Consider the following 14,790-nt stretch of genomic DNA (forward strand, 5'->3'; position numbering starts at 1 on the left):
ATGTCATATATTACTTTAAATTCCAAAAAACTAATCTATAATTACCATTATCTGGACCATCTTTTTGAAGAGAATCACATCGAATGGGCCGTAGTTGCAAAGCTCTTATGCGGCAATGGGACATTTCTGAAATGCCTGCTTGAGTTCTGTAATAAAGAGATCTGTGACTCCAGGCTGACAAATCTTAAACACATCAAAAAAATATCACCTGAAACACAAACTGTCTATATAAAACCTCCTGCCAAAAGGCTTGCGAGAAGTATCGTTCAATATGCTGATGTGAGTTTCAACAGCGAAATCGATACGGTTAAGGCGCTTTCGGATGAGGCTATCCTACAAAATAAAATCCATAAGATTGTGATTATGGTAGAGATGGGTGAGTTACGGGAAGGTATTATGGTCAGGAACCTCTCCCAATTTTATGGAAAAGTGAAAAAGTTTCCGAATATAGAGATTGTAGGAATCGGAACGAACCTCAATTGTCTGAATGGTATTCTTCCTGATGAGAAAAAACTCATTAAGCTCAACCGTTTCAAAGAGATTATAGAAGAATCCCACCAGACAAAAATACCTTATATCTCTGCAGGATCCTCTGTTACAATTCCTCTTATTTTTAAAAATGAGATTCCGGAAGGCATCAATCACTTCCGTGTGGGAGAATCTTTGTTTTTTGGAACCGATGTTTACAGCGATTCTACCATCTCGGGAATGTATCAGGATGTTTTTACATTGACGGCAGAGATCATAGAGATCGTAGAAAAACCGATGATCCCGGCTGGTGATTCTGGTACTAATCTTATAGGAGAAACGCCTTTGCACGATCCATCGAATATTGGTAAAACGTCAATCCGGGCAATCGTCGATCTCGGTATTCTGGATGTAGATCCCAAGCAGATACAACCATTACCTGAAGGTATCGAGATCATTGGTGCGAGTTCTGATATGATGATTCTCGATGTTTCTGATAATAAAGATAATTATCGTGTAGGAGACAAGATCGGTTTCAGGATGAATTATATGGCCGTTCTGCGTGCTATGAACTCAGAATATGTAGATAAAGTTGTCGATAGTAAAATGAATACAAATGACCTGAAGATTCTGGAGCACAAAAATTAAAAATTTCAAATTAGTTTCTTCTTCCTTTCAAATAATATTGCTTGGTTTAAATGTCTATATTTGATGATAAAAAGAAAAGCTTATGAATCAAGATATTCATACGTTGACCTTGGGCAAACTTAAAAATCATTCTGTCACAAGAAATGAGTTTGTTATTTTCCCCTACCCGACATTTGTCAACCAATTAAATTCAGATTCACATTTCAAAAATAAATTCTACACCATCCTGATAATTAAAGATGGTGCCGGATCCATCGTTATAGATGACAGGGAATATAATATTCAGCCGGGAAAGTTCTTTTTCATCAATTATAATCAGGTTTATTTTTTTAAAGACAGTGAATCTGTTCAGGGCGAAGTTATATTATTTACAAAATCATTTTACAACCACGTTTATACCGGAAATAAGATGATTAAAAGCGACACCGCATTACAAAATGTTTCCCCTTTTATTATATTGAAAGACGAAAATCTGGAAGATCTTACCCAAACATTTGAAGAAATTTCCATTGAATTTAATAAATATCAATTATTCAGGAAGGAGATCATCTGCCTTTTACTCAAGGTCTTCATTCTGAAGTATATCCGCAATTCCAACAAAAGAAATCTCTTAAACCGATCGGTCGATCACAAGAAAGAATTGGTCGGTCAATTCAATGAACTCGTCAACCGACATTACAAAGAATTAAAAACGACTTCACAATATGCTGAAAAACTGAATGTAACACCCAATTATCTAAACTCATTGGTAAAACAGAATCTCGACATTCCGGCTGGTCAAGTGATCAAAAACAGAATCATTCTGGAAGCGGAAAGATTATTACTTCACACTACCCTTTCTATCATAGAGATCTCTTATGAATTGGGGTTCAGTGATAATTCTCACTTTGGAAAATACTTCCGATCGGTCAAAAATATGTCGCCTAATTCATACAGGTCATTGTATACTACTGATCGTTTGACCTGATGAAGTTCTGGCTGAGGTTTCATCAATTTACAATATCAGCCTCACTCCTCCAAGTTCATCTACCCTGTAGCTGAATTTTTCTCCAGGACTGCTGATGAACATAAAGTTCTTTGGGATTCCCCATTTGTTGCTGAGCTCTTCTACAAGTTCCGGCGTGAAATCTCCCAACAAAGTAACGTATTCCATATCGACCTCTGGATACGCACGGTCTAAAGTGTCAAAATCAGCAAGGAACTTTGGATCCGGTTGCTGTTGCTCTTTTAATACCGTAACGATCTTCATTTTGTTGGTCACCTCATTCTCATGCAGGTACATCATTACTTTATTCAAGGTTGCAATATCATCACCTTTGGAAAAGAAAACAAAGTCCTGCTCATAAAGTTTTTTCAAACTGCGGTGTAAAATCCTTTGTCTGGTAACAGTGTACCTCTTGTAATTTTTGGAAAGTGACTGAAGCAGATTGACAATAAAGTGCATAATATCTTTCCGCATCAGCATTGCCAAAATGATAAGTACTGATGGAATGAAATACTGCAGAAAAGTTACAAGATACCTTGGTTTGGTCATAACATTGCCATACAAGGCAATAAGGATGGCAAATAAAGCAATTAAAACAAATCCCGGCTTCGCATATTCAGGGCGCGGCAAACGCGATCTTCTTAATTTGAGCAGAATATTACCCAAGGCGAATGATGCCATTACTGTTAAAAATGATAAAGCATAGACAGCTGCCAATGGTGCAAGTTGTCCTCTCGTAACGATCAATACTGAAAGACATAACAGAAAGAAAAGAACCAGAATCCTGTAGGTACTTCCCCTTTTATTTTCCTTCAAAAAATAATTTGGCAATATCCTGTCCAGCGTCATTCTTTTGATGAGACCGTTCACCCCAACAAACGAAGTCAATACAGCCCCGCTCAGAACAGATACTGCATTGATTGAGATGATGGTGGCCAGCCATTTTCCGCCGGTCAAAGTTCCTATATAACTGAGAAACGAATTCTGATGGGACTCTACAGCAGAAATAGGAATGATACAGATCACCAGAAATGCAATCAGCGGATTCAATACCGATACTGCAATCCACATATTTCTCAGCGTTTTCGCAAAAACACCTCTCTCCTGTTCCTCAACAAAATTGGAAGAGCTCTCGAAGCCTGAGATCCCTAGCATAGCAGCTGAAAACCCAAAGAAAATTGCAGTGATTATACTCCCATTTCTAGCAGGAAGATGAAAATTATCTACCAATATGGAGAACCCATTCTGCCAGACAAAGAAAAAGCAGGATCCTATTAACAAACTCATTGTTGCAAGATGAAATACAAAAATGACCAACGCCACTACAGCACTTTCAGAAATTCCCAAAATGGTAAGTCCTAAAAATATGAGTAAAAGTACAAACGTTGCTATATTCACATTGAAATATGGCATAATATGATGCAAATAGTGCATAGCTTCGCTGGAAGAGATCACAGCAGTCGCCATATATGATAATATCGTAAGACAAGCTGCTACGGAAGCATTACTTTTCGTCGTTGTATTAAGCAGAACATTGTAGGCACCTCCATTTAAAGGAAGTGCACCAACAACCTCACCATAGATCTTCCTAAAAAGAAAAAGTACGACCGCCACCATCAGAAGGGCAATCCACGCATACTGACCTGCCGCCACGATTGCAAGGGCTGAAACATAGAGACAAGAAGAAGTGATATCATTTCCGCAAATTGCGGTAGCGTACCATTCGCTAAGCTTTTTTGTTGACATTTTTATGGATCAATTAAATTTCAAGCCTATAATATTAAACAAATTAATCTTAAAACATCTATTATTTTCTGATAATTAACTTTAAAAATTAGAATAACTACAGCTGATAAGATCTTCCAATTGTTTTGCAGATCATCAAGGATAATTACTTTTTATATCTAAAAATAACTTTTTCAATGCATCCCTATTTTTCACTTTGGGATTCATAAATTTGCAATTATCAATATTCATAAACTATGATCAAAAATTACCCCACAAAACCAATAGACAAGATCACACAGCCCGTTCAGCGTTTTATCCAGCAGGAAAAATCAGGAGGATTACTTTTAGGAATCAGCGTAATCATTGCTTTGATATTGGCCAATACACCTTTATCCGACGGTTACCACCATTTTCTGGAACAGACCTTTGGATTCCGGTGGAATGACAAAAGCTTTTTCGATTTCAGTGTCCATCACTGGATCAATGACGGATTGATGTCTGTTTTCTTTTTTGTGGTAGGTCTTGAACTGAAACGGGAAATCATCGGCGGGGAACTTTCCAATCCACGAAAGGCCATTTTGCCTATTGTTGCGGCAGTTGGGGGAATGGTGATGCCGGCATTAATCTTCCTGCTGCTTAATCCAGCTGGGGAAATGCACAAAGGTTGGGGAATTCCTATGGCCACGGATATTGCTTTTGCTTTGGGCGTACTTTTTCTGTTGGGAAAAAAAATCCCGCTTTCTTTGAAGGTGTTTTTGACCGCCCTGGCCATTGTGGATGATCTCGGTGCCGTTTTGGTTATTGCATTTTTCTATACTTCGAACATCGAAATGACCTACTTACTGATAGGCTTGTTTATTCTTGCAGTGATGTACCTGGGAAACAAGCTTGGCATCAGATCTATCTTTTTCTTTGCATTCCTTGGCATCTTCGGCGTATGGACGTGCTTTGTGATTTCGGGCGTTCATGCGACGATTGCCGCTGTTCTCGCTGCCTTTACCATTCCTGCGGATGTGAAAATAAAAGAAAATGTATATATTTCAAAGATCAGCAGTTATCTGGACCGGTTTAAAAATTTAGACCTTACCGAAAATACACCCACGTTGACCAACGACCAGCTGCACGTTCTGGAAAAGATTAATGAGACGACAAATGCTGCCACACCTCCCCTTCAAATATTGGAACATGCCATGCATCCTATTGTAACCTTCGTCATCATCCCGATCTTTGCGATCGCCAATGCCGGAGTATCTCTTGACATTAACCTTAAAAGTTTGTTTGATACCAATATTGCATTGGGTGTAGCATTGGGCTTATTAATAGGAAAAGTTTTAGGTGTGGTAGGCTTTACTTTCATTTTCATTAAACTGAAGATCGCCCAATTACCTGAAGGAATGACTATCCGTAATCTGCTTGGACTTGGTTTTCTTGCATCCATCGGGTTTACGATGTCCCTGTTTGTAACTTCTCTTGCCTTTACACATCAAGAGTACCAGACACAGGCTAAAATCGGCATATTTGCGGCATCGCTTATTGGAGGTATCATTGGCTATATGATTCTTAACAAAAATTCTAAAACAACACAAACCGATGAATAATATCTTTAATTTTATTAATCTTCACAACGGTGAGGAAAAGAAGGACAAAGTATTGGAAAATGTCACGTCCAACATTTCATTCAGAGGTTCCAATCTCTGGATCCTGGCCTGTGCAATCATTATTGCATCTGTTGGACTTAATGTCAATTCCACTGCAGTCATTATCGGAGCAATGCTTATTTCTCCATTGATGGGCCCCATCGTCGGAGCAGGATTTGCACTTGGAACATATAACTTTCCTCTGCTCAAAAAATCTTTTAAAAATCTTCTTATTGCAACAGTGGTAAGTCTTTTGGTCTCAGCATTCTACTTTTATATCAGTCCATTTAAGGATGTACAGTCAGAGCTTTTAGCAAGAACGGCACCTAATATCTATGATGTTCTCATTGCATTTTTTGGTGGCTTGGTCGGTGTCATTGCAATAACCAGAGTAGAAAAAGGAAATCCTATACCGGGCGTTGCAATTGCTACTGCGTTGATGCCTCCTTTATGCACTGCCGGATTTGGTCTGGCAACTTTTAATTTCTCCTACTTTTTAGGTGCTTTCTACCTTTATACGATCAACTGCTTTTTCATATGCATTGCTACTTTTCTCGTGGTAAAATATCTGCATTATCCCTCCTCTATTGTCGACAGCAAGTATGAAAAATGGATCAGGTACAGCATATCTTTCTTAATACTGATAATGATCGTTCCTAGCTCCTATTTGGCTTATAATCTTTACAATGAAAAGAAATTCACGAAGACCGCAGAAATTTTTCTTCAGAAAGAATTTGAAAAGAATGGATATACATTGATCTATAAAAAAATAAACTACAACGGAAGTCCCAAAACAATAGACGTTGCATTCCTTAATAAAAAATTCACGGCTGAAGAGATTAAGTCTTACAACAAAATGCTGACTGATAATGGACTTTCAAATACAACTATTAACATCAGGCAAAACAATTCCGATCTGAAATCCGAGATACTCAGTGAAATCAATAAAAATAATACCAACTTATCAGAGAAGGATATAGCTTTATCCAGCCTGAGATCAGAGCTTGATAGTTATAAAGTTTCTGACTCCACATTAGGGAAAGAGATAAATATTCTATTTCCGGATATGTCAGACGTTTCCTACGGAAAGATAGCCCAATATCCTCATACTGACAGTGCAAGACTACAATTCGTGATGCTGTATTCTGGAAAGAAAGTGAATGAAGTACAGCTTAAAAGCTGGCTTGAAAAGAGGCTTAATGAAAAAAATATTAAGCTGTTAAACAACTCTGAAAACTAGGCTTTTGTAAGTATTATAAAATGCCACTCCGAACTGGAATGGCATTTTTATTTAAAATCTTGACATCAGTTATTTTAAATATCAAGACAAAATACTTTGAGTTTGATCAAAAAAGTAAGGTCGTAGAATATCTTCAAAATTATAAAATCCTTTCTGTTCATTTTTCAGGTTCTCAGCAACAAAAAGGGCACCACTTCCAAAAGCCTCCCGGGATATAGATTCATGGACGAGCCGTACAGTTTGGTAGGGAAAACCGAAGATGACTTCATGCTTACCAACAATTCCCCCTGCCCTTACGGAATTGATGCTTTCTGTTTCAATGTCCAAAGTTTCTGCAATTTTCATTGCTGTTCCAGACACTCCTGATTTTGCTTTAAAATGTTCTTCAACCACCTCTATATCAACACCGGGCGCAATATTTTTTAAGAGTGATGCGGCAAACAATTGATTAATAATTTAGTTTTTGTTACCACTTTCTGCAAGATGTTCAATCGTTAGACTTCTTATTGGTCGGGTTTTCCTGAATTTTTCGTGTTCCATTTTCTAATTTTAAGAATGGGACATGTAAATCGTGACCTATTTTGATTTTTTGATTCTATCACAAAACAAAAAATGCTGTAAACATTGATATTTACAGCATTTTAGCTTATTTTAGTTTCTCAACCAGCGGAGAGAGAGGGATTTTGTACCCATTCCTCATCGCTTTATTGATAAGTGTTTGCTGTAGCATCTCTGTGAGTGGCCCTAAATAGGACATTGGCAAAAAAGTGGTAAAATCCTAATTTAAATTTTACGTAGTAAAGCTAAAAATTTCTGCTCAAATCTGCAAGTAAAAAGACCAAAATTTGAACAAGTTTTTTAGAGTTTAAACCAAGAATTTAGTCCTTCCCTTTGCGTCTGAAATTTCTCAGTTGAAATAATTCTAAAAGAAAACGAAGAAAAAAAAATGAAAAAAAAGAAAAAAAGAAAGCCTTTTGAAAATGAGCGTGGCATTCTGTCAAGGTTTTTTGGAAAAAGTTTTTGCGTAGATTTTTATACGTAAAAAGTTTTTCTGAAAATCCGGAGGACTTGACCTTGACAGAATCTGGCTGTGGACTGGGAAGCAAATTATCTTTGGTTTCTGTTTTTATTTTTGTAGTCTACTATAGATGGAATTTTCTAAAAGATAAATCATTTTCAAACAATTCAGAACTTTAAATTTTGCAAGTTTATATATTAAATATAAATTAAAACCACTGCTTTTGAATTGTTTTTTTTCACATCCCAATTGATGTATGCTTAATATTTCATCGAATAATCTGCCTTTCCAGTTTCTGTCGTTAAATGGTAAAGTAAAAATGATTGGAATATTATTTTTGCTATAAATTTCCCATCTTCGATTAATAATTCAATTTTGGATTACCAATAACTTCAATGTATACTCTTAACTCGGGAAAAAAATTCTTGGTATATTTTCATCATCTGATAAAAATACTGGCTGTTCAAATGTCCAAAAAATTTTAAGTTCTTTAAAAAAAATTACATACCTCCAACTCTGCATTGGACATATTTTAATAAACATTGGAGCTCATAATTCTAGATAATTGCCTGTTTTATCAAACTCATAATATATTCTAGATTATCCGTATTAGTAACAATTATTTCATAATCTCCGTTTCCATTATGGCCTTTCAAGATCGAAACATCTCTCATAATCTTCTTAGGATCATTGAGACGTCCCTTCTTAAGATTAATCCACAATTTTAATGCTTTGGATTGAACTTCAATGTCAACTATGTTTGTTTGCTTTTTAAATGCTATATACCATTTTTGTGGTTTAATTTCAATATCTGAGGATAAATTTAGTATAGAATTTTTATAGTTTTCATATAGTTCTATAACATCGTCTGTTTTATTGTTTAGATGATCATCCTCAGTATAAACTTTAATTTCCTTTACAACTTTACTTATTTCAGAATTATCATTTTTTTGTATTTGTTTAATACTTGGTGCTGATTTTGATTTTTTAATTGGATTAATGACAACGACATCATTTTCAAACTGCTTAATTTCCCAAAGTTCAATAGCTAAATCTTTGAAGTTAGAAGATTGTTTTTGAAAATCAGTGAATGAAGGAGAAACGAATATAATTTTACTTTGTGACCAGTCCACATCATTCCGTTTTAGATTTCCTTTTTGGGTTTCGTTGTATTCTACAATGAAATCTGCCTTATACTCCAACATTAGGTTGAGATAAGAAACACCTTGGTCAACTACACTGTAATTTTGATTACGCTTGTACTCAATAATGACAAAAGCTTTGCTTTCTTCATCAAAAGCAAGAGTATCAATACGGTTATTCTTAATAATAAACTCCGATTTAATGAGCTTTAGATTGGTGATTAATTCCAGATTTTGCTCAAAGAGCTTTTGTATGTCTTTTTCCAGCTTAAAGGATTTTTCTTTAAGTATAGAAAGAGCTTGTTTGTTGTTTTTGAAGAGTTGCATTTATCACAAATTATAAGGGTTATTTCTCAAAATATGTTGATGCAAAGCCAGTAAACTATCTTTATACCAAGTGTCAGCAAGGTTAAAATCATTTCTACGAGTAATTTTTCCTAACGGTGATTCCAGGAAAAATGTAGAAAAAGGTCTTATATTTTTTGTAAAATAATCTCTTTCCCAATAAATATCTCTGCAGGAAGTAATCACAATCTCTGCATCTGGATGAAATTTGAGTTTTTTAATTAATGAATCCATATTTGGTAAGTCGTCCGTTGCTGAGTGAATAATTATCTTCTTTCTTCTCAATATTATCACTATCGAAAAATCCCAATATTTTCCCTTTGGATCGGGCAGAAAAGAAGGTAATAAATTACCGTCAACATCTGTTGTGATTATACCACTAGTTAACCATTCTGCAATTTTATTGATTGCAGTTGTTTTACCTGTACTTGGTGCTCCTGAAATAACTAAAAATTTCATATATTACTCTTTATTCAACTGGTTATAAATTCTTTTCATAATAAATTCTTTAACTAAACCTCCAAAAGCTTTATCTTCCAATATCTTTTCAAAAATCTCCTGGTTCTGATCCATACGCCCAATAAGTTTCTCAATAAATTTATCATCAAAAGCATATTTGAAAGTATCCAGCTTGTTTGCTTTTGCCTGTAATTTCAAGGTTTCATCTTCCAAAAGTTCCGCTTCTATCTGGTCGAAAAATAACTTATCGGCTTCTTCAAATTCAGTTCCAAATTGACTATTGAGTAAATGAATAATTTCCGACAATAAGACTTCTTCTTCCTTTTGTCTTTTTAGACCTGCTTCCGTAATGCCACTTAATTCACCATCTTCATTTTTTGTCAATTCAATGGCCCCTTCTTTAATTTTTTGAAGCCTGTAATATTCCAAAGCAATTTCGTCATCTAATTGAATGACTTCTGATAAATCTCTTTTTGGTAGTCTGGTTTGTAGCAGTTTGGCATAAGCATAGAACTTTTCAGAATCCACGTCTATGAACGGCATTATCTGGGATAAAAAAGCATATAGATTCGTCCAGGTGGTCGATAAATTTCAGGGAAGAGAAAATGACGTGATCATTCTTTCTACAGTAGACAATGAAATCTCTAAGTTCACCGACAACCCGAACCGCCTGAATGTAGCCATTTCCAGAGCTAAAGATCAGCTGATACTATTGGTAAACGGAAATGAAAGTGATAATGACACGAATATCTCAGATCTTATCCGCTATATTGATTACAATAATTTCAGCACGATCAACAGTGAAGTACATTCTATTTTTGATTATCTGTACAAAGGGTATGAAGAAAAAAGAAAATTGCTTTTATCGGGACAAAAAAAGAAATCTGTTTTTGATAGTGAGAATCTTATGTATTTGTTAATTAAGGAAGTTTTATCAGATGAACAATTTTCAAAATATGGCGTTATTCTACATCATCCCTTAAGAAATTTGCTATTAGATTTTTCCAAGTTAACTCCTGAAGAAGAACCATACGCCAGACATCACGCAACACATATTGATTTCCTAATCTACAATAAGTTGGGAAAAAATCCTGTATTAGCAATAGAAGTTGATGGGTATGAATATCATAAAATAGAAAGCCGACAAGCCAAAAGAGATCATATGAAAAATGAGATCTTGGAGAAGTATAGAATTCCGTTGGTAAGGTTTTCGACGACGGGAAGTAAGGAAAGAGATAAATTAACCAAAGCTTTAAGAGAATTGTAACTAATAAGTTTCTGAGAATACGGAAAACCGTAATTACTTCGTATAAAGTAGTTTTAGATTTGTAAATCAATAAAAAAAATAATCTACAATGAAAAAATCATTACTTTACCTTGTATTATTTCTCTCAGTCACTCTTACATTCAATCTAAAACCTACAATAACCCTACATCTTCCTATAATTATACTCCAAGCACAAGCAGTGGCGGAACAGTTCATGTGAAAGGCTACACTAGAAAAGATGGAACTTATGTAAGTCCGCATACCAGAAGTGCGCCGAGAAGAAGATAATAAATACTTTAATTGAATGCTTACAGTGTTACACCATACTCAAAAATCTAATTTTTTTGCGAAGCCCAGCGTTGAATTTTTGTTTTGAGAATGTGATTAGATTTCTATAGCGGCCATCGAAATTCAGTAAAAATACTGATTCTATATTTTTTGGTGGTTTATATTTTTGTGGTTTGTGGAAAAGCCCTAATTGCCTTAAGAGAATAATTTTTTATTTTTTACTATACTTATCTTATAATATCCTAAATATTTGCAAAATTATCTATATGTAAAATGATTAATCGTAATAAGTTCGAAAATCTGCTAAATCTTAGCGGTCATAAGAAAAGCAAAAACATAAACTAAGTTAATTTTTATGGAAACACAAGTATCAAGAGCCGATTTATACAAATATAAAACCCAGCGTAACGACCTAAAGCAACATGCAGATAAGATAATTCAAGGCATAAAGAAAATTGGCCCTGGCCACGCTAAAAGAGCTATCTGGGAATTATTTCAGAATGCAGTGGATTTAAGTCCATCCTGTGAGATTGAATTAAAGCTATCAGATAATGAGTTAACCTTCTCACACAATGGGGTGCCTTTTACGATGCACACCTTAGACTGTTTATTTACACAAGTAAGTTCAAAAACTCTTGCAGAAAAGAAATTAGACAGAGAAGAAGCTGACCCTATTGGTCAATATGGTACTGGCTTTATGACTTCGCATTCTTTTGGCGATATAGTGAAAGTAAGCGGTACTATTCAAGATGAACCTGAAGGAGACGATTCAAATATGGCATTAGGACACATAAAATTCACCGACCTTTTAATAGACCGCAGTACACAAGATTGGGAAAAGCTGTGTGATGAAATAAGCAATTTGAGAAAGACAGTTGCAGAATTACTAAATGAGCAACCAACTTTTGACGAGTTGCCAAAAACCGCTTTCAAATTCGGTTTCAACAACGAGCTCAATAAAAAAAGAGCATTTGATGCTACCGAGTCACTCAAAGTAATTTTGCCTTATGTGATGATTTTTAATGACAGGTTAAAGAAAGTAACTATTATTGATAATCAAGGTAATACAACAACCTATATCAAGAATGAAATTGAAGAATTTCGTGAGTATTTTTATACAAGAGAAGTACAAATAAATGACGAAATTAAAAGAATCAACTATCTTAAAACGGATAGATTAACCATAATACTTCCCCTTGACGATCATCCAATTTCTGATAAATATATTGGAAATGCACAAGTATTGCCGGAAAGTTTACCACGACTTTTTCTTTTTTACCCATTAATAGGGACAGAGCATTTTGGGTTCAACTATATAATTCACTCGAAAAATTTCCAACCTACAGAACCAAGAGACGGTTTACATCTCAATTCAGAAAATGAAAAAAATAAGACAGAGGAATTAGCCAATCAGAAACTAATGCAAGAGGCGTCTGATTTGATTTTTTCTTTCTTAGAAAACAACCTTTCAAAAATCCAAAATCCACATTTACTGGCGGAAATCAACTTTTCGGTCAGTTCAGATGATACGGAGCTAAACAAATACTTTATAGAATTCAAAGAGAAGTGGTCGAGTAAGTTTAAAACCCTTCCATTTGTTGAAACGCAAACCACCAGAATATCGGCACAGCAGGCAGTTTTTCTAAGCAATGTTGTAATTAATGAAGCAAGTGAAAACACCCTCAAAGCCATTTACAACATTGTTGGTGGATTTTATGAAAATGTTCCCAAATCAGACCTCACACCAATCTGGACAAAACTTATGGATGATTGGAATATTTTGGATATTAAAAGAATTGGGTTTGCAGATATTGCAGATAAAATCCAGGAAAAGGGAGCAATTGAATCATTCAATAATCCGGATTTAATTCTTTTATATCAGGAAATGATTCGTAAAGGCGAAGGAGAATTGTTCGCCAATAGAAGTTTATTACCCAACATCAAAGGTCAATTCAGAAAGCAAGTAGAGTTAAGCAAATCCGTTGATTTGACGGATGCACTTATTCCACTAGCAGATGTAATCAATCCCAAAATAACCAACAGGCAAATTGATACTGATTTTTTACTTGAAGGTTTGGAGTTTGAAAACTTTGGCAGAAGAAATTACATGGAGTTAATCAATACTTCATTAGATGAACATATAAAGGAAAATACACGTTCAGCAAACCTGCCTGAAAACTACTTGGCATGCTTGATTCAATATGCCAGTATTATTCCTAAGGAAGATTCGATAAGTGGTCCTGTGAAAGTGATAAAGCTGATTGAAGAGCATTATGGTTTAGAGTTAAGTTCGATTATTCTTCCTTCAATTACCGGTGAGGAAAAGGACAACATAGACATTAGAAAAGGGCAAAACGATTTATTCAAAGTATTTTTGAATGATATCAGTGATAAAGATACTGAATTGACAAAAGAAAAGTTAGAAGAATTAGCCACGGTTTTAAAAGAAGCTTTCAATTACGCAGATGTCAGAAAGATATTCTTGCGATATGATGTTTATCCAAATCAACTTCACGAATTAAAAGGTATTCCAAATCTTTACAGGGATAACAAAATACCAGAGTTTGTAAAGGATTTGTACGACAGCATAGTAGAGCCAAATAATCCAATTAGAACCAAACTTGCACATTCGATAATTGAAAATATTCATGATGAAATGAAACCCATCAAAGCATTGGAGTTGACATCTGACATAGAAGCACGGTTTTTCGGTGAATCAGGAAATGAGATACACATGGAAAATAATCCTTACAGAAGTTATATCATTGATATCATTAAAAATTTCAAGCCTGACCAAGGAAACAACGAACTTTATGAAAAGCTTTTTCCTGCAACATCAAGAAATAAGTCGGCAATATTAGTACAATTGGCAGACGGTGATGCATCCTTCACCATTTTAAGCCAGCATGAAACTGTAATTAAAAAACTTGCAGGTATTGCTGGACATCCTAATCTTGAAGAAATAATAAAGCTTGGAGAAGATGCATTACTAAGAAAACAACAGGATGAAATTGAAATGCAATACAAAAAGAAACTTGGGAATCATTTGGAAGAAGTTCTTCTAAAAAGATTAACCCAAAATATTAATGCAAAAGTAATAAGTGAACAGGATGGACAAGACATTGTAGTTTATGTTGATGAAAAACCTATTTATTACATTGAGGTTAAATCGAAATGGATTGAAACAACACCAATAAGAATTTCAAGAAATCAAACGTTAAGAGCACACCAAAATCCGAACTGTTTTGCATTATGTTCAGTTGATATGACAAAATATACAGGAGCAGATAAATATGAGATTGAAAAAATTGAAAATGTTGTTGATTATATGAAATTCAATATTGACCTAAGTAGTAAAGTAAGTCACTTGGTAGATATTTATGAAAACGCCCATCAAGTAGACAAATTTAGTTTAGATGGAGATTACCGGACACTAATACCGACAGGTTATATAAATGGAGGACTAGCTTTAGGGCTGTTTGAAAATGAACTTTTGAGATATATAGAAATTAATCATACTAAGTCAACTAGCGAAAATACATCTGAAAATTAATTATAAAACAAA

At 34.8% G+C, this 14,790-nt stretch carries 10 protein-coding genes and 1 pseudogene; 6 read left to right on the forward strand and 5 right to left on the reverse strand.

Annotation, left to right across the window (positions count from 1 at the left end; all coding sequences use genetic code 11):
* Both ASG22_RS01995 and ASG22_RS02000 read left to right on the forward strand, forming a co-directional pair.
* Entirely contained in the window at nt 1-1,116 is a 1,116-nt protein-coding gene (locus ASG22_RS01995; RefSeq protein WP_055979734.1) for an alanine racemase, read from the forward strand.
* A gap of 82 nt (nt 1,117-1,198) precedes the next feature.
* On the forward strand, nt 1,199-2,083 hold the full coding sequence (locus ASG22_RS02000; protein ID WP_055979736.1) for a helix-turn-helix domain-containing protein: 885 nt from the start codon (nt 1,199-1,201) through the stop codon (nt 2,081-2,083).
* 27 nt (nt 2,084-2,110) lie between these two features.
* Here ASG22_RS02000 and ASG22_RS02005 read toward each other — a convergent pair whose 3' ends face one another.
* Nucleotides 2,111-3,847 carry an APC family permease gene (locus ASG22_RS02005; RefSeq protein WP_055979738.1) on the reverse strand — a complete coding sequence of 579 codons (1,737 nt, stop codon included), beginning with the start codon at nt 3,845-3,847 and terminating at the stop codon, nt 2,111-2,113.
* A gap of 236 nt (nt 3,848-4,083) precedes the next feature.
* Here ASG22_RS02005 and nhaA point away from each other — a divergent pair, with 236 nt between their 5' ends.
* Together nhaA and ASG22_RS02015 are read left to right on the forward strand one after the other, a co-directional pair.
* Complete coding sequence (gene nhaA, locus ASG22_RS02010) at nt 4,084-5,427, forward strand: Na+/H+ antiporter NhaA (RefSeq protein WP_055979741.1); 1,344 nt, start codon at nt 4,084-4,086, stop codon at nt 5,425-5,427.
* A complete protein-coding gene (locus ASG22_RS02015) occupies nt 5,420-6,706 on the forward strand; it encodes a DUF389 domain-containing protein (protein ID WP_055979743.1) in 1,287 nt (428 codons plus the stop codon). The genes nhaA and ASG22_RS02015 overlap by 8 nt, the downstream gene beginning before the upstream one ends.
* An 81-nt stretch (nt 6,707-6,787) precedes the next feature.
* On the opposite strand, the pseudogene ASG22_RS02020 reads toward ASG22_RS02015, so the two are convergent.
* The 4 genes and pseudogenes from ASG22_RS02020 to ASG22_RS02035 all read right to left on the reverse strand — a co-directional run.
* Nucleotides 6,788-7,150, reverse strand: a pseudogene (locus ASG22_RS02020) (dihydrodipicolinate reductase C-terminal domain-containing protein); the annotation flags it as partial.
* A gap of 1,131 nt (nt 7,151-8,281) precedes the next feature.
* On the reverse strand, nt 8,282-9,193 hold the full coding sequence (locus ASG22_RS02025; protein WP_055979745.1) for a DUF5655 domain-containing protein: 912 nt from the start codon (nt 9,191-9,193) through the stop codon (nt 8,282-8,284).
* 3 nt (nt 9,194-9,196) lie between these two features.
* Complete coding sequence (locus ASG22_RS02030; RefSeq protein ID WP_055979746.1) at nt 9,197-9,670, reverse strand: hypothetical protein; 474 nt, start codon at nt 9,668-9,670, stop codon at nt 9,197-9,199.
* Between the two features lie 3 nt (nt 9,671-9,673).
* Nucleotides 9,674-10,213 carry a hypothetical protein gene (locus tag ASG22_RS02035; RefSeq protein WP_055979749.1) on the reverse strand — a complete coding sequence of 180 codons (540 nt, stop codon included), beginning with the start codon at nt 10,211-10,213 and terminating at the stop codon, nt 9,674-9,676.
* On the opposite strand from ASG22_RS02035, the gene ASG22_RS02040 reads away from it, so the two are divergent.
* Nucleotides 10,203-10,937 (forward strand): AAA domain-containing protein, encoded by a 735-nt coding sequence (locus ASG22_RS02040; protein ID WP_055979752.1) that lies wholly within the window; start codon nt 10,203-10,205, stop codon nt 10,935-10,937. The two genes, ASG22_RS02035 and ASG22_RS02040, sit on opposite strands and share 11 nt — an antisense overlap.
* 643 nt (nt 10,938-11,580) lie before the next feature.
* A complete protein-coding gene (locus ASG22_RS02045; protein ID WP_055979754.1) occupies nt 11,581-14,778 on the forward strand; it encodes a sacsin N-terminal ATP-binding-like domain-containing protein in 3,198 nt (1,065 codons plus the stop codon).
* Nucleotides 14,779-14,790 lie beyond the last annotated feature (12 nt).

Origin of the sequence: Chryseobacterium sp. Leaf405 (genome assembly GCF_001425355.1) — a bacterium.
In the GTDB taxonomy this organism is placed as follows: Bacteria; Bacteroidota; Bacteroidia; order Flavobacteriales; family Weeksellaceae; genus Chryseobacterium.

Excerpts from the sequence above, each read along its gene's own strand:
- ASG22_RS02035 (WP_055979749.1), bottom strand. The coding sequence starts at position 10,213 with ATGCCGTTCATAGACGTGGATTCTGAAAAGTTCTATGCTTATGCCAAA.
- ASG22_RS02000 (WP_055979736.1), top strand. The coding sequence starts at position 1,199 with ATGAATCAAGATATTCATACGTTGACCTTGGGCAAACTTAAAAATCAT.
- ASG22_RS02025 (WP_055979745.1), bottom strand. The coding sequence starts at position 9,193 with ATGCAACTCTTCAAAAACAACAAACAAGCTCTTTCTATACTTAAAGAA.
- ASG22_RS01995 (WP_055979734.1), top strand. The coding sequence starts at position 1 with ATGTCATATATTACTTTAAATTCCAAAAAACTAATCTATAATTACCAT.
- nhaA (WP_055979741.1), top strand. The coding sequence starts at position 4,084 with ATGATCAAAAATTACCCCACAAAACCAATAGACAAGATCACACAGCCC.
- ASG22_RS02015 (WP_055979743.1), top strand. The coding sequence starts at position 5,420 with ATGAATAATATCTTTAATTTTATTAATCTTCACAACGGTGAGGAAAAG.
- ASG22_RS02005 (WP_055979738.1), bottom strand. The coding sequence starts at position 3,847 with ATGTCAACAAAAAAGCTTAGCGAATGGTACGCTACCGCAATTTGCGGA.
- ASG22_RS02030 (WP_055979746.1), bottom strand. The coding sequence starts at position 9,670 with ATGAAATTTTTAGTTATTTCAGGAGCACCAAGTACAGGTAAAACAACT.
- ASG22_RS02045 (WP_055979754.1), top strand. The coding sequence starts at position 11,581 with ATGGAAACACAAGTATCAAGAGCCGATTTATACAAATATAAAACCCAG.
- ASG22_RS02040 (WP_055979752.1), top strand. The coding sequence starts at position 10,203 with ATGAACGGCATTATCTGGGATAAAAAAGCATATAGATTCGTCCAGGTG.